The sequence below is a fragment of the Roseateles sp. GW821-FHT09H11 genome (assembly GCF_059415845.1).
The window spans coordinates 18,270-41,437 of sequence record NZ_JBWKOA010000010.1; the positions used below are offsets into that span (position 1 = coordinate 18,270).

General features: G+C 68.9%; 21 protein-coding genes and 1 tRNA gene. 13 read left to right on the top strand and 9 right to left on the bottom strand.

Going from position 1 to position 23,168, the window contains the following annotated elements; genetic code table 11:
- Positions 1-77, top strand: a tRNA-Met gene (locus tag AC07PR_RS27680).
- A gap of 85 nt (positions 78-162) precedes the next feature.
- Here AC07PR_RS27680 and selD read toward each other — a convergent pair.
- The 3 genes from selD to AC07PR_RS27695 are packed head-to-tail and all read right to left on the bottom strand — an operon-like array spanning position 163 to position 2,782.
- A complete protein-coding gene (gene selD / locus AC07PR_RS27685) occupies positions 163-1,239 on the bottom strand; it encodes a selenide, water dikinase SelD (protein ID WP_377158084.1) in 1,077 nt (358 codons plus the stop codon).
- A 26-nt stretch (positions 1,240-1,265) separates the two neighbouring features.
- Complete coding sequence (locus AC07PR_RS27690) at positions 1,266-1,889, bottom strand: tRNA-uridine aminocarboxypropyltransferase (protein ID WP_495137171.1); 624 nt, start codon at positions 1,887-1,889, stop codon at positions 1,266-1,268.
- A gap of 8 nt (positions 1,890-1,897) precedes the next feature.
- Positions 1,898-2,782, bottom strand: coding sequence for a ProQ/FINO family protein (locus tag AC07PR_RS27695; RefSeq protein WP_495137172.1), 885 nt, complete (start codon positions 2,780-2,782; stop codon positions 1,898-1,900).
- A gap of 534 nt (positions 2,783-3,316) precedes the next feature.
- Here AC07PR_RS27695 and AC07PR_RS27700 point away from each other — a divergent pair.
- Entirely contained in the window at positions 3,317-3,877 is a 561-nt protein-coding gene (locus tag AC07PR_RS27700; RefSeq protein WP_483108658.1) for a thymidine kinase, read from the top strand.
- 21 nt (positions 3,878-3,898) lie between these two features.
- Here the strand turns inward: AC07PR_RS27700 and AC07PR_RS27705 are convergent, their stop codons facing one another.
- Positions 3,899-4,135, bottom strand: coding sequence for a hypothetical protein (locus AC07PR_RS27705; RefSeq protein WP_067278790.1), 237 nt, complete (start codon positions 4,133-4,135; stop codon positions 3,899-3,901).
- A gap of 314 nt (positions 4,136-4,449) precedes the next feature.
- Between AC07PR_RS27705 and AC07PR_RS27710 the strand changes: the two genes are divergently transcribed.
- The 5 genes from AC07PR_RS27710 to AC07PR_RS27730 all read left to right on the top strand — a co-directional run bounded on the left by AC07PR_RS27710 (position 4,450) and on the right by AC07PR_RS27730 (position 10,117).
- Positions 4,450-5,007, top strand: coding sequence for a GAF domain-containing protein (locus AC07PR_RS27710; RefSeq protein ID WP_377158077.1), 558 nt, complete (start codon positions 4,450-4,452; stop codon positions 5,005-5,007).
- Positions 5,008-5,253: 246 nt separating this feature from the next.
- On the top strand, positions 5,254-6,288 hold the full coding sequence (locus AC07PR_RS27715) for a branched-chain amino acid ABC transporter permease (protein WP_483109325.1): 1,035 nt from the start codon (positions 5,254-5,256) through the stop codon (positions 6,286-6,288).
- A gap of 25 nt (positions 6,289-6,313) precedes the next feature.
- Entirely contained in the window at positions 6,314-8,140 is a 1,827-nt protein-coding gene (locus AC07PR_RS27720) for a branched-chain amino acid ABC transporter ATP-binding protein/permease (protein WP_495137335.1), read from the top strand.
- Position 8,141: 1 nt separating this feature from the next.
- On the top strand, positions 8,142-8,873 hold the full coding sequence (locus tag AC07PR_RS27725) for an ABC transporter ATP-binding protein (protein WP_483108659.1): 732 nt from the start codon (positions 8,142-8,144) through the stop codon (positions 8,871-8,873).
- Between the two features lie 125 nt (positions 8,874-8,998).
- Complete coding sequence (locus AC07PR_RS27730; RefSeq protein WP_495137173.1) at positions 8,999-10,117, top strand: HDOD domain-containing protein; 1,119 nt, start codon at positions 8,999-9,001, stop codon at positions 10,115-10,117.
- Between the two features lie 34 nt (positions 10,118-10,151).
- Here AC07PR_RS27730 and AC07PR_RS27735 read toward each other — a convergent pair whose 3' ends face one another.
- Positions 10,152-11,756 (bottom strand): glycine betaine ABC transporter substrate-binding protein, encoded by a 1,605-nt coding sequence (locus tag AC07PR_RS27735; RefSeq protein ID WP_495137174.1) that lies wholly within the window; start codon positions 11,754-11,756, stop codon positions 10,152-10,154.
- Entirely contained in the window at positions 11,753-12,649 is an 897-nt protein-coding gene (locus AC07PR_RS27740; protein ID WP_377158071.1) for a LysR family transcriptional regulator, read from the bottom strand. Before AC07PR_RS27740 ends, AC07PR_RS27735 begins: the two co-directional genes overlap by 4 nt.
- Positions 12,650-12,748: 99 nt before the next feature.
- Between AC07PR_RS27740 and AC07PR_RS27745 the strand changes: the two genes are divergently transcribed.
- Together AC07PR_RS27745 and AC07PR_RS27750 are read left to right on the top strand one after the other, a co-directional pair.
- Positions 12,749-13,708 (top strand): DMT family transporter, encoded by a 960-nt coding sequence (locus tag AC07PR_RS27745; protein WP_483108661.1) that lies wholly within the window; start codon positions 12,749-12,751, stop codon positions 13,706-13,708.
- A 122-nt stretch (positions 13,709-13,830) separates the two neighbouring features.
- A complete protein-coding gene (locus AC07PR_RS27750; protein ID WP_495137175.1) occupies positions 13,831-14,424 on the top strand; it encodes a hypothetical protein in 594 nt (197 codons plus the stop codon).
- 176 nt (positions 14,425-14,600) lie between these two features.
- On the opposite strand, the gene AC07PR_RS27755 is transcribed toward AC07PR_RS27750, so the two are convergent.
- Complete coding sequence (locus AC07PR_RS27755) at positions 14,601-15,266, bottom strand: GntR family transcriptional regulator (RefSeq protein WP_483108663.1); 666 nt, start codon at positions 15,264-15,266, stop codon at positions 14,601-14,603.
- Between the two features lie 217 nt (positions 15,267-15,483).
- Between AC07PR_RS27755 and yajC the strand changes: the two genes are divergently transcribed.
- The 4 genes from yajC to AC07PR_RS27775 all read left to right on the top strand — a co-directional run bounded on the left by yajC (position 15,484) and on the right by AC07PR_RS27775 (position 21,359).
- The gene (gene yajC / locus AC07PR_RS27760) at positions 15,484-15,813 is read left to right on the top strand and encodes a preprotein translocase subunit YajC (RefSeq protein ID WP_067278751.1); all 330 of its coding nucleotides are present in this window, start codon (positions 15,484-15,486) and stop codon (positions 15,811-15,813) included.
- 155 nt (positions 15,814-15,968) lie between these two features.
- Complete coding sequence (gene secD / locus AC07PR_RS27765; protein WP_483108664.1) at positions 15,969-17,876, top strand: protein translocase subunit SecD; 1,908 nt, start codon at positions 15,969-15,971, stop codon at positions 17,874-17,876.
- 36 nt (positions 17,877-17,912) lie between these two features.
- Complete coding sequence (gene secF, locus AC07PR_RS27770; protein WP_483108665.1) at positions 17,913-18,947, top strand: protein translocase subunit SecF; 1,035 nt, start codon at positions 17,913-17,915, stop codon at positions 18,945-18,947.
- Positions 18,948-18,980: 33 nt separating this feature from the next.
- Positions 18,981-21,359, top strand: coding sequence for a DUF1631 family protein (locus AC07PR_RS27775; RefSeq protein WP_377158063.1), 2,379 nt, complete (start codon positions 18,981-18,983; stop codon positions 21,357-21,359).
- A gap of 89 nt (positions 21,360-21,448) precedes the next feature.
- Here AC07PR_RS27775 and AC07PR_RS27780 read toward each other — a convergent pair whose 3' ends face one another.
- Together AC07PR_RS27780 and dprA are read right to left on the bottom strand one after the other, a co-directional pair.
- On the bottom strand, positions 21,449-21,901 hold the full coding sequence (locus AC07PR_RS27780; RefSeq protein WP_377158062.1) for a Smg family protein: 453 nt from the start codon (positions 21,899-21,901) through the stop codon (positions 21,449-21,451).
- A gap of 111 nt (positions 21,902-22,012) precedes the next feature.
- Entirely contained in the window at positions 22,013-23,131 is a 1,119-nt protein-coding gene (gene dprA / locus AC07PR_RS27785; protein ID WP_431101427.1) for a DNA-processing protein DprA, read from the bottom strand.
- Between the last annotated feature and the right edge of the window lie 37 nt (positions 23,132-23,168).

Here is a 23,168-nt window from a genome sequence, read left to right on the forward strand (position 1 = left end):
CGCGGGGTGGAGCAGTCTGGTAGCTCGTTGGGCTCATAACCCAAAGGTCGTAGGTTCAAATCCTGCCCCCGCAACCAATCGAACAAGGGCCCTCATGCGAGGGCCCTTTGTTTTTTGGTCACGGCGCGGAACGCCGGGAATTTCAAAGGATCTCGGATCCCATCAAGCAACGCGTAGACGCGAGCCATCGCCCTCAGCGACGACGCGTCCAACGACGCTGGCGGCGCCGAAGCCGTGCCGAGCGAAGACCGCCAACACCTGATCGACGGCTGCGGGTGAACACGACACCAGCAAGCCGCCACTGGTCTGGGGATCGCTCAACAGCGCCTGCGTCTCCGCCGGCACTGAAGCATCCAGCGCGATCTCGGCGCCATAGGCCGCCCAATTCCTCCCCGACGCTCCCGTGATCAGGCCCTCGGCGGCCAGCGAGCGGACGCCCTCGAGCAGCGGTACTGCGGCCCAATCGATCTCGATCGCGCAGCGCGACCCACGAGCGATTTCGAGGGCATGTCCGGCGAGTCCGAACCCTGTCACGTCGGTCAACGCATGGACGCCAGCGAGCGCCGCGAGTTCCGGCCCCGGCGTGTTCAACAAGGTGGCCGTGTCCAGCATCCGCCTATATGACGCGTCATCGAGTCGGCCTTTCTTCAGCGCCGCCGACATCACGCCCACGCCGAGTGCCTTGCCCAGCACGAGCACATCACCGACCTTGGCGTCCGCATTGCGCTTCACGCGGGAAGGATGAACCAGCCCCAATGCGACCAGCCCGTAGATCGGCTCGACGGAGTCGATCGTGTGTCCGCCGGCGATCGGGATACCCGCCTGGCGACAGACCGAGGCGCCGCCTTCGAGAATGCGCCCGATCGTCGCTGCGCTCAGCACCGCCACTGGCATCCCGACGAGTGCCAACGCCATGATGGGGCGGGCGCCCATCGCGTAGACGTCACTGATCGCATTGGTGGCGGCGATACGGCCGAAGTCATGGGGGTCATCGACGATCGGCATGAAGAAGTCGGTCGTGGCCACCAGAGCCTGTTCGTCGTTGAGGCGATAGACCGCTGCGTCGTCCGAGGTTTCGATGCCGACGAGCAACTCCTTGGGCACGGGAAACGCGCCCGTACCCTTGAGGATCTCCGATAGCACGCCTGGCGCGATCTTGCAGCCGCAGCCGCCGCCGTGCGACAGCGAGGTCAATCGCGGCTCGGAGGCCGGGGTAGGGGCGGCGGTGATGGGGTTCATGGCATCGCAGCTTACCGCGCAGCGCCTCAGGCCTGTGGAGGAGGGGCGTTGCCCGCCAAGCGCCACTGCAGCGCGACAAAGGCATCCATGGCCTGCCATAGCGGCGCATAGCGGGCCTCGTCATCGTCGAGTGCCGCCAGTGCCAATGCGCAAGCCTCCAGCGTGCTGCGCTGCGAATCCGCATGAGCACGGCGGATCCTGTAGCGCGACGGTGGAGGCGCCTCAAGAGCGAGTCGCGGTAGCGTCTGCAGCCACGGGTTCAAGGCAAGCAGTCTTCGACTGCGGCGCCAGGTGCCGTCCAGCGCCACGAGCGTTGTTGAAGCGGCGTCCGCGGTCATCGACGTTGAACCTTGCGTCGGCGAGCCCGCGGGCACGTGGTCGGGAGTCCTTGGATACAGCAGGACAAGGCCCTCGACGGATCGGGGCGGCCCGAAGCGCTCGCCGACACGCAGCTCGACACGTGACAGGCACCGTGCCAGCAGTGCGGCGGTGCCTTTCGCCTGCCCCACCTCGCCGGGGTCTTGAAGGATGAGCAGCGCGGAGCGGTTGTCGACGTGATGCACGCATGCGCACCAACAAGCGACGAGCGGCCGTCCACATCCCTCGCAGAGGGGGCGACGGCCGCTCAGGCCACCATCGGCGGCGGACACGGGAAGGATCAGCGCGGTGGGCGCGGGGGCTTGCGAGCGTCGTTCGGACGAGCCTGGCCGTCACGGCGAGGGCGGTCGCCCCGATCGCCGCGCGGGCCTTGGCCCGGACCGCCGGGATGGCCCTCTCCCCGTGGACCACCACGGCGATGCTCGCCGCCGCGGGGTGGGCGGTCGTTGCGTTCCGGACGCGGCGGCTGCTGCGCCTCTTCCTCTCGTGCCAACTTCAGTTGGGCGTCCAGCTGTTCCTGCGTCAGGCCCTTGAGCGCGCAGAAGTTCGACGGCGTCAGCGTCGTGCGCGAGAAGTCCCGCAGCAACTGCGCACGCTCCAGGCGGCCGCGATCTTCCTCGACGCGACGCGCCTCGGTGATGCCGCGGCGACGCGTCAACTCTTCCTGAGCGGCGGCTCTGTGTTCGTCGCTGAGTTCCCCAGCGGGTTGCCCGTCGAGATCGAACCGCGTCTTCGCGCGGGTCAGCGCGATCAGGTAGCCGGTGCCACCCGTGTAGCGGCGCAGGAATGCGGACAGCTGTGCCTTGGTGAACTGGCCCGGCGCGCGTTGCTGGATGTCGGACTGAACGCGCAGCTTCAGCGGCTTGGCGCCGCCGGCGAACAAGGCCGGGAAGAGCTCCTTGAGCTTGGCGGCGACGGCCTGGACATCGACGCGACCGCCCTCGGCAGCCTTCGCCTGGCCGGGCGTCGCCGCCGCGGGAGCGGCATCGCCCGTTTCGGCGTCTGCGGTGGCCTCGCTGGAGGATTCATCTGCTTCCGGCACGGGCTCTTCGGCCTCCGACACCGGTGCCGTCAGCACGGCCTCAGTCGTCTCGGTGGCGGGGGCCTTCTGATCGGGGAACTCGGAGGAGGTCACTTCGCCTTGCGGCGTGGTGCTGGAGGACATGCATCAAGCGGCGCGGGGCCGGCCTTCGGGAAAAAGGGGGATTGTGCCCATAGCCGCGCGGGCGTGGCAATTCGCGCCGATCGACGGAGGGCGCCCGTCCTGCCTTGGGGATGCCTTCCGTGGGAGAAATCAGGTCTTCGGTTCGCAGGCGGGCTTGCACACCAGCTCGGTCCGACCCAGGATCCGCTTGGACTGGAGGCTGCTTGGGGGGCGATGACGCCCGCATTTGAAGCAGGAGCGGGTTTGACCGCTACCCTGGAACGGCGACCCCCCCAGCTTGGAGGCATAGCGCAGGCCGTCATCCCGAACGGCGGTGCAGGTGTCTTTGCTCATGGTCTCGCTTCGCTTGGCGCTCTTGTTCACGCCGGCGGGTTCGTGTCCCGTCGGCGCATCGATTCCCTCGTGATCAATAGTAGGTGGGGCGTGTGACGCCCCGCTACATCGCTTGCCCGGGGGTAAAAGCGCTGTCCGACGAACGGCGGGTTTTACGCCGACAATCGCCCGCTTGCCCGGCAGCCCGGGCGTTCGAGAACCATGGCCAAACTGTTTTTCCGCTACGCGGCGATGAATGCCGGCAAGTCCACCGCCCTGCTGCAGGTGGCACACAACTACGAGGAGCGCGGCCATGCGGTGCGCCTGTTCACCGCAGGGGTCGACGACCGCTACGGCAAGGGAATGGTCACGTCGCGGCTGGGGCCGCAGCGGGTGGCGGAAGTGTTCAACGGCGAGACGGATTTCCGCGCGCTGATCACGCAGTCGCCGGGCATCGCCTGCATCCTCGTCGACGAGGCCCAGTTCCTGACGAAAGACCAGGTCTGGGCGCTGCATGAGATCGCGCACATGCGCCACGTGCCCGTCATCTGCTACGGCCTGCGGACGGACTTCCGCGGAGAGCTGTTCACCGGCTCGGCAGCCCTGCTGGCGCTCGCCGACGAGATGGACGAGATGAAGACCATCTGCGACTGCGGCCGCAAGGCCACGATGAACATGCGTGTCGACGCCACCGGTCGCAAACAGACCGAAGGCGCGCAGGTCGAGATCGGCGGCAACTCCCGTTACCGCGCGGTCTGTGGACGCTGCTTCAGGGCATCCTGAAGATGCCCGGTAAGCCTGGGCTTACTTCTTCGTCAGCTGCTCTTCCAGTTCCTTGCAGGAAGGAGCGCAGACTGGCTGGGACTTGCCCAGCAGCTTGCGGGACTTCAGCAGCGCACGAGGGCGATGCTTGCCGCAGAGGAAGCACGACATGGTTGCCGCGCCAAACGAGGAGGTCGCCGCGAACGGCGAACCTGGAGCTTTAGAGCGATAGCGCAGACCATCGGCTTCGATGGTCGTCTTGGTCGTATCCTTGGCCACGCTGTTCCTGATCCTGATAAGAGTTTGAAATGCCGCGCCGACGGTCCCAAGTTCCCCCCAGGGACAGACGGCGAAACCCGTATTTTCCTATAAGCCGGGGCTTCCCCGTACCGGGGCATCGCTAATGACCTCGCGCGAAGGTCGCCCGAATCGGTTGCAAGAGACATTCGTTGCCGCAGGCGCCGGCTGCGTTCCCTCTCTGGCGGACGCCCGCCCGAAGGCGCGTGGCGCGTTTTAGGGAAAACACCTAGAATGTGGCCGCGCCGTTTCACCGTGGCGTCAACAACAAGGACACACAGGGAGCGAGCGCGGCGATGGAAAGGATCGAAGGGCTGTTTGCCGCCATGCGGGCGGCCAGTCAGGAAATGGAATGGCCGGCGACCGAGGCCCGCGACAGCGGCCTGGAAACGGCCGGCGAGCTGGCCGAGCGATACGCGCTGGCCGTCAGCGAGGCCCTGTGCGGCCACTTCCGGAGTTCGCACGCCAGCCTCTGGCTGCTGGATGGCGAGCCTGGGGATTACCGCCTGCGTTGCCTCGGCGCGCACGCGATCGACGGCGTGAGCCGTCAGCGCACGCTCTGCGAGCAACGTGCCTATCCCGGCTACTTCGACGCCCTGCTGTCCGAGGGCGTCTTCAACTGCGCAGACGCCCAGGCCGATCCGCGGCTGAGCGCACTGCAACCGCCGCCAACCTGGCGCGCGATGCTGGACGTGTCCGGGCAGATCAACGGCAAGACCTTTGGCGTCATCGCGCTCGGACAGCGCGACACCGCCCGTGTCTGGACGAAGCGCGAAGAACTGGACCTGCGCCGCGCCACCGCAAAAGCCTGCCTCCACCTGCACGCGCTGCGGAACGAACTCGAGACGGTCTGACTGCCGGCCGCAAGGTCTGCGCAGCGCGTGATTCAACTTCGACCGACCGGTCGGATTAATATCTTGCGAAATGTCAATGCGGCATCCACTGACGGACGGCTGAAGGCTTCCCGCTAGAGTCGGTCGCCACACGTCCCATGGACGACCAACCCCCGGGCGATGGCCTTCGGAGCGGTCGCGACGGCGCCGGCACGCATCGGCGACGCGCGGTCAACGGCCTTGCCCGGCACCACGACAGGAGACAAGGTGGACGGGGCGATTGCAAGCATCCTGGTGCTGGACGGGGTGACCAACGGCGCGATCTACGCGCTGCTGGCACTGGCCCTCGTCCTGGTCTTCGCGGTCACGCGGGTGATCTTCATTCCTCAGGGGGAATTCGTCGCCTTCGGCGCGTTGACCCTGGCGGGACTGCAACTCGGTCACACGCCGCTCACGATCCACTTCCTGATCGCGATGGCGCTGCTGACGGCGGTGCTGGACCTCATTGCGGCCGCGCGCGCGGGACGCCTTGGAGCGGCATGGGTGTCGATCGCGCTGCGAGCGCTGCCAGGCGTTGCGATCGGGCTCTGCGCGCTGTGGCTCGCGCCGATGAAGCTGCCGCTGGTGGCGCAGGCGTTGCTGACGCTGGCGATCGTCACGCCGATGGGCGGGTTGCTCTACCGGCTTGCGTACCAGTCGCTGGCGGACGCGTCGGTGCTGGTGCTGCTGATCGTCTCGGTCGGCGTGCACTTCGCGCTGACGGGGCTGGGCCTGGTGTTCTTCGGCGCCGAGGGCTCGCGCAACCCGAGCTTCTGGGAGGCGAGCTACTCGGCCGGGCCGCTCATGTTCTCGGGACAGACGCTCATCATCGTGATGGCCTCGGCGGCGCTCATCGTCGCGTTGTGGCTGTTCTTCGAGAAGAGCCTCTACGGGAAGGCGCTGCGCGCGACCGCGGTGAACCGGCTCGGCGCCCGGTTGATGGGGATCTCCAGCACGTCCGCGGGCCGGTTGTCGTTCACGCTGGCCGCCTTCATCGGCGCGCTGTCGGGCATCCTGATCAGCCCCACCACGACGATCTTCTACGACAGCGGCTTCCTCATCGGCCTGAAGGGCTTCGTCGCCGCCGTCTTCGCAGGCCTGTCGAGCTATCCGGGCGCCGCGCTGGGCGCGCTGCTGGTCGGCTTGATCGAGTCGTTCAGTTCCTTCTGGGCCAGCGCCTTCAAGGAGGTCATCGTCTTCACTTCCATCCTGCCGGTGCTGCTGTGGCGCAGCTGGCGAGATCCGCACCATGAGGAGCATTGACGTGACCTCCGATCGATCCGCTGCCATGAAGGCCGCCGCGGCCCCCGCCACGGACTCCACCGACGGGTCCAGGCCGTGGAAGCGCCGCATCGTGCCCGCGTTGCTGTTCGCCGCGCTCGCGCTGTTGCCGCTGCTGCCGGTGCCCGAGTTCTGGATCACCCAACTGAACTACATCGGCATGTTCGCGCTCGTCGCGTTGGGGCTGGTGCTGCTGACCGGCGTCGGTGGGCTGACGTCGTTCGGACAGGCCGCCTTCGTCGGTGTCGGTGCGTACACGACCGCGCTGCTGAGCGCGCGCTACGGACTGTCGCCGTGGATCGGACTCGCCGCCGGCGTCGCGATCACGCTGGTCATCGCGCTGGTGCTGGCCTTGATCACGCTGCGGATGTCGGGCCATTACCTGCCGCTGGCGACGATCGCCTGGGCGCTCAGCCTGAACTTCACGATCGCCAACATGGAGTCGCTCGGCAAGTACGACGGCCTGCTCGGCGTGCCGGCGATCGAACTGTTCGGCGTCAGCCTGTCCGACGGCCGCGCGATCTACTACCTGATCTGGCTGTTCGCGCTCCTGGGCGCGATCGCCGTGCGCAATCTGCTGGACTCCCGCGCCGGTCGCGCGATCCGGGCGCTCGGCGGTGCGACGGTGATGGCCGAGTCGATGGGCGTCTCGACCTTCCGCTACAAGGTCGTCGTCTTCCTGATCGCCGCGGTGCTCGCGTCGATCTCGGGCTGGCTGTTCGCGCATGTCCAGCGCACCGTGAACCCGAGCCCCTTCGGCCTGAAGATGGGCATCGAGTACCTGTTCATGGCCGTCGTCGGCGGGGTGTCGAGCGTGTGGGGCGCCTTCGTCGGCGCGGGCGTGTTCAAGATCATCGAGGACCAGCTCAAGGAGCTGTTGCCGGCGCTGCTGGGCAGCAACGGCAACTTCGAGATCATCGTGCTCGGCGTCGTGCTGGTGCTGATGCTGAAGTACGCGCCCAAGGGACTGTGGCCGTCGCTGCAGAAGGCGCTGTCGCGCTGGTGGCCGGCGCGGCCGCGCGAGCGGAACTGGGAGGGCGCGCCCGCGCTCGAATCGCGCGCGAAGCCGCAGGCCGGTTCGGTGCTGCTCAAGGTTGACAAGCTGCGCAAGCAGTTCGGCGGACTGGTCGCGGTGAACGACGTCAGCTTCGAGTTGCGCGCGGGCGAGATCATGGGCCTGATCGGCCCGAACGGCGCCGGCAAGTCGACGACCTTCAACCTGGTTTCCGGCGTGCTGTCCGCGACCAGCGGCGACCTGCGCTTTGCCGGCGAGCCCATCACCGGCCTGCCCGCCCGTCAGATCGCGCGTCGCGGCATGTCGCGGACCTTCCAGCACGTGAAGATGATCGCGGACATGACGGTGCTGGAGAACGTCGCGCTCGGCGGCTATCTGCGCTCGCACAGCGGCACGGCGCACGCGATGCTGCGCCTCGACCGCGCGGAAGAGAAGCGCCTCTTCGCCGAGGCCGAGAACCAGTTGCGCCGCATCGGCATGCAGGACCACCTGCACGAACTCGCCGGCAACCTGGCGCTCGGACCGCAGCGCCTGATGGAGATCGCGCGGGCGCTGTGCAGCGACCCGTCGCTGCTGCTGCTCGACGAGCCGGCCGCGGGCTTGCGCCACAAGGAGAAGCAGGCCTTGGCCGCCGTGCTGCGCCAGTTGCGCGCCGAAGGCATGAGCATCCTGCTGGTCGAGCACGACATGGACTTCGTCATGGGGCTGACGGACCGGATCGTCGTGATGGAGTTCGGCACCAAGCTGATCGAGGGCACGCCCGCCGAGGTGCAGGCCAGCCCCGAGGTGCGTGCGGCCTACCTGGGAACGGAACACTGACATGAGCGAGTTGCTGAAGGTCAGCGGATTGCATGCGGGCTACGGCCGCGCCGAGGTGCTGACGGGCCTGGACCTGCGGCTGCGGGAAGGCGAGGTGGTCACCGTCATCGGTCCGAACGGGGCCGGCAAGAGCACGACGCTGAACGCGCTGATGGGCGTGCTGCCGGCGCGCGGGCAGATCGTCTTCGACGGCGAGGACATCCAGGGCCTGAGCCTCGAGGACCGGGTGATGAAGGGCCTGGCGCTGGTGCCCGAGAAGCGGGAGCTGTTCACGACGATGTCCGTCGAGGACAACCTGGTGCTCGGCGGCTTCCGCCCGATGCGCCTGGGCGTGAAGGGCTGGCGCGACGAGTTGGAGCGCGTCTACACGCTGTTCCCGCGCTTGCAGGAACGCCGCGCCCAGCTCGCCGGGACGCTGTCCGGCGGCGAGCGCCAGATGCTCGCGGTCGGCCGCGCGCTGATGGCGCGGCCCAAGCTGCTGATGCTCGACGAGCCCAGCCTCGGCCTGGCGCCACTGATCGTGAAAGAGGTGTTCCGCATCGTCTCGCAGTTGCGCGAGGCGGGCGTCTCCATCCTGCTGATCGAGCAGAACGCGCGCGCCGCGCTCGAAGTCGCCGACTACGGCTACGTGCTGGAGACCGGCGAGATCGCGCTCGAAGGCCAGGCCGCCGATCTGGCGAAGGATCCCCGGGTGATCGAGACCTACCTCGGAGCGAGTCGCCAGGCGCAGTGAGTCGCGCCGCGGCGTGAAGGAAACGCCGTACGGTCGACGCTCACACCCCGAATCGGGGGGAGAAGCGTGACGCCCGCGAAACACCCGCGCGGAACCGGCCGACCATAATTCGGCGAACTCGCGCCATGGCTCTCCTGTCCTCCCTCCGCAAACTGCTCACCGGCTCTGCCGACACCAGGTCGGCCGGCGGAGCCGCCGCCAAGGGCGGAGCATCGAAGGGGGCGCCGCCCGCGCCGTCGCCGATCCGAGCCGTCGACATCCCGATTCCGCCCGTGCTGTCGTCGGCGTCCTCGCACTCGCAGGGCCCCGGCATGGTCTCGACCCAGACCGCGGTCTACAGCGGCGGCGACATCGTCTTCCCCACGCTCGATGCCTCGCCGGAGTGGCTGCACTTCAGCACCCGGCTGTTCGGCTTGTCGCGGCTGAAGGACGTGCCGCCGTCGGCCGGCGAGCAGGGACTGATGCAGCGCCTGCAGGCGCAGCGTGGCTCGCAATGGGCCGACCTGCTGCCTCGCCTGCCCGCCGTGCTGCCGCAGTTGATGCGACTCGTGCGACGCAGCAACGTGTCCTCGACGGAGCTGGTGCAGCTGATGTCGCGCGATCCCAGCCTGGTCGGAGAGCTGATGCGGCTGGCCAACTCGCCGCGTTATCGCACCGAGCGCGACATCACGGATCTCGCCGGCGCGGTGATGGTGCTGGGCCAGCAGGGCCTGGACCAGTTGGTGATGAGCGTCGCGATGCGACCCATCTTCCATCACGGCAAGGGACGCTACGGCAGCCGCTCGGGGACGCTGCTGTGGGATCTCAGCGAACGCACCGCGTTCGCCACGGCGCGTCTGGCCAATGCGGGCGACGACGAGTTCTCCGCCTATCTGGCCGGCCTCAGCTCACAACTCGGCCTGATGGCGCTGCTGCGCGCGCTGGACGGGATGTCCGCGCCCTCGGTGCCGCCGCTGGACCGCGAAGGCCTGCATCGCCAATTGCTGCCGTTGACGGCCGCATGGTCGGCGCAGATCGTCGAGCACTGGGGCTTCCCTCCCCAGGTCGCCGAAGCGCTGGCACCCCGCCCGGGCCGTGGCGCCGAGTCCGTCGTGCTCGCGCACCTGGTGCGGCAGGCGCAGGCGGTTGCGCTGCGCCAGCTCATGCAGCCTGGGCTGCAGCCCGCGCAGTTGGGCGACTGGTCCCCCGCACAGCAGCGCTGCTACGCCGAGCTGGAGCACGAGTTCGCCGCCGGCGAGCATTGAGCTGCCCGACGTCGCTGGCGCTCTCCGCGAGACCTCAGGCCCCGCGGCTTCTCGCCAGTCTCCACGCCATCAGTCCGAACACGCCTTCGAAGAGCAGGGCCAGCGCCGCGGCCGGCAAGGCGCCCGCAAGCAGCAGGGTCTGATCGTTCAACGCGAGCCCGGTGACGATGCGTTCCCCATAGCCTCCGGCGCCGATGAAGGCCGCCATGGTGGCGGTCCCGACGGACAGGCTGGTGGCCGTGCGCAGGCCCGCGAGCATGACCGGCAAGGCCAGTGGCAACTGCACTGAACGCAACACCTGGCCCCGCGTGAGGCCCAGCGCCTTCGCGGCGGTGGTCAGGCCCTCGGACACTTCGCTGAGACCGACCGTGCAGTTGCGCAGCACCGGCAACAACGCGTAGAGCGTGAGCGCGACCAGCGCCGGCACCGGCCCGATCCGGTTCGTCGCCCAGATCAGGAGCGCCAGCATCGCCAGCGAGGGCACGGTCTGCAGCAGCGCGCAGACGGCCAGCAGCGCTTCGCGCCAGCGCGGCCACGGGTGCAGCGCGACCGCCAGCGGCACGCCGATCAGCGTGGCCAGCGCGACGGATCCCAGGACCAGCGCCAGGTGCTGCACCGTGAGTCGACCGAGATCCGGACCGCTCAATCTCGACCAGAGGTCCGACTTGGCCGGCTCGGCCGGACCGGGGGAAGACGAGGGGGCCGATGGGGTGGAGCCGATGACAAAGGCGGAGGAAGAGGCGGAGGCGGCTGCGGCCGAGGAGGCGGGGCCACGGGTCGCCACGAACGCTCGAGCGATCGCGTCGAACGGTTGCCGCTGCACTTCGGCCCGCGCATTCATCGCGATCATCGCTGTCTCGTCGATCCTGCCGCGCAGCGCCTGCAGCGCCGCCCAGGCGCGCGGATGGCGCTGCGGCAGATCGACTCGATACAGCAACACCGCGTCATACCGCGGGAAGAAGTGCGCGTCGTCGGCCAGCACCGTGAGATCAAGCGCCGCGATCTGCGCGTCGGTCGTGTACACGTCGGTGACATCGATCTGGGCTTCGGCAAGCGCACGGTAAGCGAGCCCGTGATCGAGCCCCGTCGGGGTCTGCGGCAGCGCATAGCGCTTCGACAAGCCGGGCCAGCCGTCCGCGCGGCCCAGGAATTCGTTGCTGAGGCCGAACTTCAACGTCGGCTGCCCCTTCAGTTGCGACAGCGCATGGAGACCGAGTTCGCGCGCCTGCGCCGACCGCATTGCCAGTGCGTAGCCGTTGTTGAAGCCGAGCGGCACACCGATCGCCAGCCCGAGCGGGCGCAGTTCCGCCTGCAGTTGATCGAGCGGCGCGCCGGTGGTCGCGTGGCCGAGGATCTCCCGCTCGATCGTGCCGAGGTACTCGGGATAGACGTCGATGCTGCCGGCCTTCAGCGCCGCGTGGACGATGGCGGTGTTGCCCAGGCCCTGGCGGACCTCCACCTCGGCAGACGGATCGTCGGCGCGCACGGTCTGTGCGAGCACCTCGGCGAGGATGTAGCTCTCCGTGAACCGCTTGGAGCCGATGCGCAGCGGCTCGGCGGCCTGGGCGTGCGGCGCACCCATGAGCGCTGCGCAGACCAGCAGGAGAAGGAGCGGCCACAGCCGGCGGAGCAGCATCATCGGCGCAGCATAGTCGAGCCCGTCCGGCTGCGCGCCAGCGTGCGCAAGACCTGGCCCGCGAAGGCGTCGGCCGCCGCGGAGCCTGCCGAGGCCTTGCTGCGCATCAGCACCACCGACATCGCCGGCAGCGAGGTCGCCGGCGGCATGCCGTGACGCTCGTCGAGCAGTTCCATGCCCTCGGGCACGCTGCAGCGTGTGAACAGCGCGATCGCCAGGCCGCTCTCGACGGCCGCCAGCATGCCGGCCGGGCTGGCGCTGTCGCAGACGATGCGGTGAGGCCGCTTCAATGCCGCCAGCGCCGACAGTGCCGCCTTGCGCGCAAGACTGCCCGATTCGTAGACCGCGACGGGCAAGGGCGTCTGCCGCCACGCCTCGAAGCGCGGCGCGCCGAACCAGGCCAGCGGTTCGTCGAACAGCGGCTGCCCGCGACCGGCTCGATCGCGCGTGACGACCGCCACGTCGACTTCGCCGCGCGACACCCGGGGGATGAGCACCGTCGACTGCTGGCAGACGAGGGTCAGCTCCACCGCCGTGTGCCGTCCCGCGAAGTCGCGCAAGACCGGGGTGAGGTAGGGCAGCGCGTAATCCTCCGGCACGCCGATGGTGAGGCGGCCGTGCAGCGTCTCGCGCTTGAGCGCCTGGACCGCTTCGTCGTGCTGCGCGATCAGGCGGCGCGCGTGTCCGAGCAACTCGCGTCCCGCCGGCGTCAGATCCAGCCGTCGCGGCGTGCGCACCAGCACCGGCTGACCCACAGCCCGTTCCAGCTTGGCGATCTGCATGCTCAATGCCGACTGCGAGCGATGCACCAGGGCGCCCGCCGCCGTCAGCGAGCCGCCGTCCACCGCCGCCACGAAGGCGCGGAGCCAGTCCAGTTGAAGGTCGGTCGAGGGCATCAGGTCCTCCGCCCCTCCGGGGCATCCATTCGATTCCGTGATGCTAAGCGTGAAGAGGATTCGCTTGGCCGAATGCGGGTAGCGGCCCAGACTCTTCCCATGTCCACGTCGCTCGCCTCCTCGCCAGAATCCTCTTCCCCGTCTTCGGCGACCGCAGCCGGCGCGGCCCGGCGCCTGCGGGAAGGTCAGGGGCTCATGGTGGGCGGCGGACTGCTGCTCGGCACGATCGGCGTGTTCGTCGAGGAAGCCGCCCAGGACCCCGCCACGACCGTGTGGTTCCGTTGCGTGTTCGGGCTCGCGGCGCTGCTCGCCTGGGGCGCCGCGCGCGGCCAGATCGGCGAGCTCGTCCGGCTGCGCGGTCGCGCGCTGGGCGTGGTGCTCGCCGTGGGACTGCTCACGGTCTTGAACTGGGGACTGTTCTTCGCGGCGATCCCGCGCTGCTCGATCGCCGTGTCGACGGTCGTCTTTCATGTGCAACCCTTCTGGCTGATGGCGATGGGCGCCTTCTGGCTGCGCGAACACGTGACGCGCGCGCAGTGGCTGGCAGCCGCCATTGCGTTGTGTGGCCTCGCGTTGGCCACCGGCATCGCGGATGAGGTGTTCGCGCCCGGCGGCGGCGCGGGCGGCGCCATGCGGTTGCCGGGTTATGCCCTCGGGGTGGGGATGTGCCTGCTCGGGTCGGTGACTTACGCGGCGGCGAGCTTCCTCGCCAAGCTCGAGGCTGAACGCGCTGGATCGTTCGCGCTGTCGGCGGGACAGTGCGTCGTGGGCGCCGTCGTGCTGCTGCCGTGGCCGCTGATGCACGGGCTGCCGGCGTTCGGCGCCTCCTGGAGCTGGTTGGCGGGACTCGGCGTGCTGCACACCGGGCTGGCGTATGTCGTGCTGTACGCCGGCATGGCGCGGCTCGGCACCGGGCGCATCGCGGTGTTGCAGTTCGTCTATCCCGGGACGGCCGTGCTGGTCGACTGGGCGGTCTACGGCCGGGCGCTGAGTCTCACGCAGATCGTCGGCGTGGGCCTGATCGGTGCTGCGCTGTGGACCTTGCGGCGCCGCGCCTGAGGAAGCGCCCGCTCCGTGATGGATGCGGTCTGTCCCTCCGGGGATGCAGTTGGTCGCCGCGCGGGCGCTGCGCGATGCACCGGTTCGTACAGTGCATCGCACTTCGAACCAGGGAGCGTCCCGTGATCAAGCCTTCGATCTCCTCGTTGTCTTCCCCGCCGACCTCGTCCTTGACCCGCCGTCCGTGCGCGCGGATGTCGCGTGCGGCACTACTGCTGGTCGGTGCCGTCACGCTGGCGCTGGGGGCCTGTGCCCAGTCCGCGCCGCCGCCGCCCGCTCCGGAGGGCTTCAGCGCCGGCATCACCGTCGACGCCAAGGCCGACGGCGTCGACCTCGACACGCCGCTCTATCCCGGCGCCTTGCCCTACAAGGATCGCGACGAGGACAAGTCGAGCGTGCAGATGAGCCTCTGGGGCGGGCTGTTCGGCTTGCAGTTGGCGGCCGGCAAGTTCCAGAGCAAGGACGAGGTCGATCGCGTCGGCAGGTTCTATCGCCGCGCGCTGTCGCGCTACGGCACGCCGTTGGATTGCGGCGCCGCCGATGCCCCGCGCGGCAAGCCGAAGGACGGCGGTCCGCTGACCTGCGACGACGACAAGCCCGATGCGGGCGGGCAGCTCTACAAGGTCGGACTGCCGAAGAACTTCCGCGTGGTGTCGGTGAAGCCGCTGCCGGACGGCACGACGCAGATCAGCGTCGCGCGCGTCCGCTTCCGGTGAGCAGCCCCGGCAGGACCGCCGTGAGGCGCGGACCGGGCCTGCTTCGCAAGCGGATCAAGCCCCGGCCGGCGCCATCGCCGCCGACCGCCGCGGCGGCTGGCGACGAGGATTCCGGCAGGCCGCCTCTCAGCGCGCCGTCCGCGCGTCGATCCGGCGGGTCGTGACGGTCGGGCCCTTCAGGCGATCACCTGCTGCGTGAAGGCGCGCAGGTGATCCATCAGGACGTCCGAGGCCGCCGCTGCCGCTTCTCCGTCTCCGCCCGCGATGGCTTCCGCGAGGCGCTGATGCGCGCGAGCGCCGATGGCGACGTCGCCCAGATGCCGGTACGCGTACCAGAAGCGCCGGCACTGGATGATCATCGGCAGCACCGCGGCCACCGCATAGCGGTTGCGGCAAGCCGTGTGGTTGACCCGGTCCAACGCCTGGTCCACCCGCATGTAGGCTTCCAGGTCGTGCCGCTCGGCGGCTTCGGCCATGAGGGCCGCGCAGGCCAGCAGTTCCGAGCGCTGCGCCGGCGACGCCCGGCGGGCGGAGCAGCAGGCGATCAACCGCTCCAGCGGCCGGCGTGCTTCCAGCAGATCCAGGTGTTCCGCCAGCGGCATGTCGCTGACCAGCAGGCCGCGCCGCGGCTGCTGCGCGATGAGGCCGCTGGCGACCAGCCGCATCAGCGCTTCGCGCGTCGGTGTCCGACCCAGCCCGATCCGCGCGATCAGTTCCGTCTCCACCACCGGCGCGCCCGGGCGCAACTGCAAGGTCGCGATCAGCGTCTCGATCGCGTCGTAGGCCTGGTCCGCCTGGCGGCGTTTGTCGACGTCCTGCAGCTCAAGGGTGTCTGAAGTCATGGGCGCGGATCATCGCAGGGTCTGGCCTACGGGCAATCCCTGGTCCGGGCCGGATTGAGTTTGCGCAGGTCAACCCCAGTTAAATCCGCGTCCGGCAGGTGCCGGGCCGGCCGGATGGGCCGCATACAATCACCGGTTCTTCCGTACGCCAGGACCTCGTGTCCGGCGGCGCTCCGGCCCCTGGCCGGCGCCAACGCAATTCCTGAGGGATATCGACGTGTTTATTTCCAACGCTTTCGCCCAGGCCGCGCCTGCTGCCTCGTCCGACCCCACGGGCGGCTTCCTGCAGATGCTGCCCCTGGTGGCCGTCTTCGTCGTCATGTACTTCGTGATGATCCGTCCCCAGATGAAGCGCCAGAAGGAGCACAAGACGATGGTCGAGGCCCTGGCCAAGGGCGACGAGGTCATCACCGGCGGCGGCATGCTCGGCAAGGTCGTCAAGATCGGCGAGCAGTACCTGACCGTCGAGATCGCCTCGGGCGTCGAGATCCAGGTCCAGCGCACGTCCGTCGTGCAGGTCCTGCCCAAGGGCACCGTCTCGAAATAATTCGAAACCCCGACCTGGGGCGGCCGCGTCCGGCGTGACCGCTCCCTGACGACCCGGCCCGTGCGACGCACGCGCCGGGTCGGTTTTCAGAGGCGCCCGCGGACCCGATGCCCCGCATCGGCCGACGCGGCGCCTGGTTTGCAGAGGATCTCCTCATGAACCGTTATCCGCTGTGGAAGTACGCGCTGCTCGTCGTGGCGTTGCTGGTCGGCCTGATCTACACGCTGCCCAACCTGTTCGGCGAAGCGCCGGCGGTGCAGGTGTCCAGCGCCAAGGTCGTCGTCAAGATCGACGACACCGTCCGCCAGCGCGTCGAGCAGGCGATCACGCAGGCCGGCGTCACGCCCGACTTCGTGCATCTGGAAGGCAGCTCGATCCGCGCCCGCTTCCATGACACCGACGCGCAGATCAAGGCCAAGGACGCGATCGCGAAGGCCCTGAACGGCAGCGAGACGTCCGACCCCACCTACATCGTCGCGTTGAACCTGGTGTCGCGCTCGCCGGCCTGGCTGACCGCGCTGCACGCGTTCCCGATGTACCTGGGCCTGGACCTGCGCGGCGGCGTGCACTTCCTGATGCAGGTCGACATGAAGTCGGCGCTGACGAAGAAGGCCGAGTCGATGGCCTCCGACGTCCGCACGATGCTGCGCGACAAGACCATCCGCCATGCCGGCGTCACCCGCGAGGGCAACGACGTCGCCATCAACTTCCGCGACGAGGCCACCCGCACGCAGGCGCAGAACCTGCTGCGCGACCAGGTGCCCGACTTCGCCTGGGTGCCGTCCGGTGCCGGCACCGAGCTGCGCCTGACCGGCTCGCTGACGCCCAAGGCGGTGATCGCCGTCCAGGACGCCGCGATCAAGCAGAACATCACCACGCTGCACAACCGCGTCAACGAGCTGGGCGTCGCCGAGCCGGTGATCCTGCAGCAGGGCCGCGACCGCGTCGTCGTCCAGCTGCCGGGCGTGCAGGACACGGCCAAGGCCAAGGACATCATCGGCCGCACCGCGACGCTGGAGATGCGCATGGTGGACGACAGCGCCGAGGCCCAGGCCGCGCTGGCGGGCACCGGCCCCGTGCCCTTCGGCACCGAGCGCTTCACCGAGAAGGACGGCGTCACGCCGATCATCGTCAAGCGCCAGGTCGTCGTCACCGGCGACAACCTGAACGACGCGCAGCCGAGCTTCGACGAGAACCACCAGCCCTCCGTGACGCTGAAGATGGACGCCAAGGGCGCCCGCATCATCAAGGACGTCTCGCGCGAGAACATCGGCAAGCGCCTGGCGATCCTGCTGTTCGAGAAGGGCAAGGGGCAGGTCGTGACCGCGCCGGTCATCCGCGGGGAGCTGGGCAACAGTTTCTCGATCACCGGCGGCGCCATGTCCACGCAGGAAGCCAGCGACACCGCGCTGCTGCTGCGCGCCGGCTCGCTGGCCGCGCCGATGGAGATCATCGAGGAACGCACCATCGGCCCGTCGCTGGGCAAGGACAACATCGACAAGGGCATCGCGTCGGTGACCTGGGGCTTCGTCGCGGTGGCCGTCTTCATGTGCCTGTACTACATGATGTTCGGCGTGTTCTCCGCGGTGGCGCTGGGCTTCAACCTGCTGCTGCTGCTGGCGGTGCTGTCGATGCTGCAGGCCACGCTGAGCCTGCCGGGCATCGCGGCGATCGCGCTGGTGCTGGGCATGGCCATCGACGCCAACGTGCTGATCAACGAGCGGGTGCGCGAGGAACTGCGCGCCGGCCTCGCGCCGCAGCAGGCGATCCATGCCGGCTACGAACGCGCCTGGGCGACCATCCTGGACTCCAACGTGACGACGCTGATCGCGGGCCTGGCGCTGCTGGCCTTCGGCTCGGGGCCGATCAAGGGCTTCGCGGTGGTGCACTGCCTGGGCATCATCACCTCGATGATCTCGTCGGTGATGTTCTCGCGCGCGCTGGTCAACCTCTGGTACGGCGGCCGCAAGCGGCTGAAGTCCGTGTCCATCGGCACCGTCTGGAAACCCGGCACGACCGCGGTCCCGGCTGAATCGGCGGCCGAAGCCGTCGAGGCCAAGTAACAACGGCTGCGGCCCCCTTAGCGAGCGCACAACGCCATGGAATTCTTCCGAATCAAACGGGACATCCCGTTCATGAAACACGCGTTGATCCTCAACGCCGTGTCCTTCCTCACCTTCGTCGCCGCGGTGTTCTTCCTGGTCACGAAGGGCCTGCACTTCTCGATCGAGTTCACCGGCGGCACGGTGGTCGAGGTCCAGTACGCGCAGGCCGCCGACATCAACAAGACGCGTCACACCGTCGAGCAGATGGGCTTCGGCGAGATCCAGGTGACCAACTTCGGCACCTCGCGCGACGTCATGATCCGGCTGCCGGTCAAGCCCGACGTCAAGCAGGACGTGCTGGTCAGCCGCGTGTTCACCGAGTTGTGCAAGTCCGAGAACGGCAATGTCGTCGAGCACCAGGAGGTCACGCCGCAGGGCGAGGCGGTGACCCGCCAGGCCTGCGCGGTCGGCACCGCCGAACCGCTGAAGCTGACCCGCAGCGAGGTGGTCGGCCCGTCGGTCGGCGCCGAGCTGGCGCACGACGCCGCCTACGCGCTGGGCTTCACCGTCATCGGCATCATGCTGTACTTGGCCTTCCGCTTCGAGTGGAAGTTCGCCGTGGCCGGCATCATCGCCAACCTGCACGACGTGGTCATCATCCTGGGCTTCTTCGCCTACTTCCAGTGGGAGTTCTCGCTGGCGGTGCTGGCGGCGATCCTGGCGGTGCTGGGCTACTCGGTGAACGAGTCGGTGGTCATCTTCGACCGGATCCGCGAGGCCTTCCGGAAATACCGCAAGCTCAACACCCACGAGGTCATCGACCACGCGATCACGTCCACGATCAGCCGCACGATCATCACGCACGGCTCGACGCAGATGATGGTGCTGTCGATGCTGCTGTTCGGCGGCCCGACGCTGCACTACTTCGCGGTGGCGCTGACGATCGGCATCCTGTTCGGCATCTACTCGTCGGTCTTCGTGGCCGCGGCGATCGCGATGTGGCTGGGCGTCAAGCGCGAGGACCTGGTCAAGACCGGCCCCGCCAAGCAAGGCGACCCGGATGACCCCAACGCGGGCGCGGTGGTGTAGTAGAGTCATCCGCACTCCTCAAACTCGAGCTCGATGACCGCCGCCGACGCAAGATCCCAGGCCCTGGCTTCGCAAGCGCGGCGCGTCCACACGGAGGTGCTGCTGCGAGGGCTGCCCGCCATGGTGGCGGTCCTGACCACGGCGGTGCAGGACCAGCTCGCGCAGCCGGCCGAGCACGCGCTGCAGATGGCCCGCCGCGACGCCTTCGAGGCGTGGCAGCGCGCCTCGACCCCCTGGCACGCGCGGCTGGGCAAGTCGTTGCGGCACGCCTACCACCACGGTGCGGGCGATTCGCGATCGGCCTCGCTGTCGTCGCGCCCGCAGAACCTGACCCTCGTCAGCGACGACACGATCGAGCGCGAGATCATTGCCTCCCGCCTGGCGCTGGCGATGATGGACAAGGCCAGCTGGGAATTCAGCGACCTGCGCAACCGGATGCAGTCGCTGGAGCGCGTCGAGGACCTCCAGCAGCAGGATCTGCTGCGCGCGCAGGTGCTGGCGCGACTGGTGCTCGATGCCTGGTTCGAGGCCGGCCTGAGCAGCTCCGTCTGGCAGATGCTGCAGCGCTGGTTGCACCATGAGTTCTCCCAGCTCCTGAACGAGGCCTATCACGAGGCCAACCACTGGCTGATCCAGCAGGGCGTGATGCCCGAGGTGGACCTGCGCCCCTTCATCCGTCGCAACGCGCCGGCGGGGGGGATGACGCAGGCCGCGCCGCTGGGGCCGGCGCAGGGTCCGGGCCAGGCGCACGGCGGCATCGCGCCGCAGGCGGCGCAGGTGGCCGTCCCGGCGGGTCCGGCGGGGACGCCGGCCAGCCAGTCGGCCCAGCAGGTGATGGCGCAATTGCAGCGCGTGCTTGCGCGGCATGTGCCGGAGCTGGCGCAGCCGCAGGCCCAGGCGCCGTCGCGTTCCGGCATGCCGGCGGCGGGGCCGGCGACGCGCAGCGGATTGCCCGCCGCACCGGCCGGCCCGGCGACGATGTCCGGTCATCCGGCCGGTCCGGCGACGCGGACCGGTTCGCCACGGCTGACCGCCGCGATCAATCACGCGCAGGAAGCGGTGCAACGGCGCGCGGACAAGGTCGCGACGGTCGACCAGCAACTGACGGCCCCGCAGGCACTCGACGAGATCCGCCACCGCAACCAGGCGCTGAAGCAGGTCCTGAAGAACGCCGCCGACACGCCAGCCGAGCGTGCCACGATCGAACTGGTCGCGCTGCTGTTCCAGGCCATCCTGCAGGAAGAACGCATTCCGCCGGCGATCCGCGTCTGGTTCGCGCGGCTGCAGATGCCGGTGTTGCGCGTGGCCGTCGGCGAGCCCGACTTCTTCGCCACGGACGACCATCCCGCGCGCCGCCTGATCGACCGGATGGGCTCGTGCGTGATGGGCTTCAGCACCTCCACCGCCGAGATCGGCGATGCGCTGGAGCGCGAGATCAAGCGCGTGGTGCAGGTCGTCGAGGCCTACCCCGACACCGGCCGACGTGTCTTCCAGACGGTGCTGACCGAGTTCGAGAAATTCCTCGATCACTACTTCGAGCAGGAGAACGAGGTCTCGAAGAAGGGCGTGTCGCTCGCGCAGCAGGTCGAGCAGCGCGAGACGCTGGCGATCCAGTACACGATCGAACTGCGCAAGATGCTGTCCGAGGTCCCGGTGCAGGACGGCGTGCGCGACTTCCTGTTCCAGGTCTGGGCGGATGTGCTGGCGGTGACGGGCGTGCGTTACGGTCCCCAGGCCGAGCAGACCAAGGCGATGAAGCGCGCCGCGGCCGACCTGATCTGGTCCGCGAGCGCGAAGGTGTCCCGCGAGGACCGGGCCGAGGTGATCCGTCGCCTGCCGCCGCTGCTGAAGACGCTGCGCGACGGCATGGGCCACGCGGGCCTCAGCCATGAGCGCCAGGACGAACACATCCGGTCGCTGAACAACGCACTGGCCGCCGCGTTCACCGCCAAGACCGCGGCGATCCCGCGCGAGCGGCTGGACGACCTGATGAGCCAGCTCGAGACGCTGGAGGCGATGCTCCCGTCGCCCGAGTCCGGCGAGATCAACGAGACGCTGGTGCGCGACCTGTCCAGCCATGAATGCGACGGGCTGGAAGTGGTCGCCGAGGGCGGCGCGGCACCGACGTCGGCGATGCTGGCGTGGGCGCGCGAGTTGCAGGTCGGCAGCTGGTACATGCTCGACTACCGCGGCCGGGTCGAGCCGGTCCAGCTTGTCTGGCGCGGGCTGCGCCATCACCTGATCCTGTTCGTCTCGCCTCAAGGGCGGGGCGTGCTGTTCCAACTGAGCCGGCTGGCCGCGTTCCTGCAAGCCGGGCTGATGCTGCCGGCGCAGGACGAATCGCTCACCGTGAAGGCGACGCGCAACGCGCTCGCGAAGCTGGAAGTCGACCCGAGCCGCCTGCTGGCCTGAGTCAGACCGGCGTTCCACGCGCCCATGAAAAAACCGGCGCCGCGATGCGGGGCCGGTTCTGCTTTCTGCGCCAGCTGGAAGCAGGCGTATCAGTGGATCAGGCGCTCTTCCGGCGCGACGAACAACTCGTCGAGGATCAGCGCATCGGGCTCCTCGCCCAGGCTCCAGAACACCATCAGCACGATGATCTTCAGGTCTTCGAGGTCGAGCGGGCCGCCGGGGATGGCCATCGCGCGATCGATCACCATCTCTCGCATGGCGGTCGGCAGCACGCCGGCCGAGGCCAGGAAGCTGATGAACCCCATCGAGCTCTCGCCCAGATGGTCCTGCTCATCGCGCGTGTAGACGCGCATGCTGCGTTCGCCGGGCTCACCGTGATGGGATTCGGCAGCGCCGGCCAAGCCGTCCAGCCACGACAGGGCGTCGCGGATCTCGTCGTCTTCGAACCCGACCGCCGACAGTTTGCGGGTCAGCTGTGCGTGATCCGGGCAGGCGTCGGGCCGCCAATAGGTTTCGTACAGGTAGACGAGGACGTCAAACATGGCGGGGATGATAACCGACGCCCCGAAAGCCCATCCTCCCGAAATGAACGGTCCGGCGCATGGAATTCCTCCTTCCAGAACGCCGGAACGCGTTCTTGACGGGATCGGGATTCACGTCGTGCGGCGGCGTTGGAAAAGCGCGCCGGGCAGCCGTGCGACGCGACCGTCCAACTCCAGGTCCAGCAGCGTCGCGTTGAGCTCGTCCTGCGGCCAACCGCTGCGCTGCGAGAGCTGCTCCAGGGACACCGTGTCCCGCCCGATCGCGCGAAGGAGGGGGTGATCGACGTCCGCTTCCACGGCCTCGGGCGCCGGCGCGCTCTCGGGTTCCAGGTCGAGCGGCGCCGTACGGGGCAGCCCGCCGGTGGGGAGCTCGTTGAGCAGGTCGTCCAACTCCTGGACCAGGCAGGCGCCCTGCTTGAGCAGGTAGTGGCACCCCTTGGATTGCGGCGCATGGATGGGGCCGGGGACGGCAAAGACCTCCCGGCCTGCCTCGGACGCCTGCCGCGCGGTGATCAGGGATCCCGACTTCAGGGCGGCCTCGACCACCAGGCAACCCTCCGACAGTCCCGCGATGATGCGGTTGCGTTGCGGAAAATTCGGCGCCATCGGAGGCGTACCGACGAAGTACTCGCTCACCAGCAGCCCGCGTCGCGCGACGTGGCGGGAGAGATCCGCATGATCCAGCGGGTACACCTGGTCCGGCCCGGTGCCGAGAACCGCGATCGTGCTGCCTCGTGTGTTCAGCGCGGCCTCATGCGCGGCGCCGTCGATGCCTTGGGCCAGTCCGGAAACGACGCAGAACCCCGCTTCGCCCAGGCCGGCGGCGAAGTACCGCGCGTTCTCGTCGCCTTGCGGGCTGGGACGCCGGCTGCCGACGACCGCGACGCAGCGTTCGCTGAGCAGCTCGCGCCGACCGTCCAGATAGAGCATCAGCGGCGGATCGGCCGTGTGCAGCAGAGGCAGGGGGTAGTCCGGTGCGCCCAGCAGCAGGATCGAGCGGCGCTCGCCGCTGGACAGCCAGTCTTCGGTGCGTCGGACCAGCCGGTCGAGCTGGTCCGGGCCTTTCGCCAGCAGCGTGGCTTCCTCCGGAGCAAGTGCGGCGCCCCAGCCGGCGCGGCCGGCCCTGAGGACGGCGCCCGGTGCGCCGTGGCGCGCGAGCAGCCGCCGGGCGGCGCCGCGCGAGACGCAGGACAGCAGATGAAGCCAGTCGCGCAGTTCGTCGTGGCTCATCCGTGCGGTCCTCGGGACGACCTGATCCGGAGAGCCG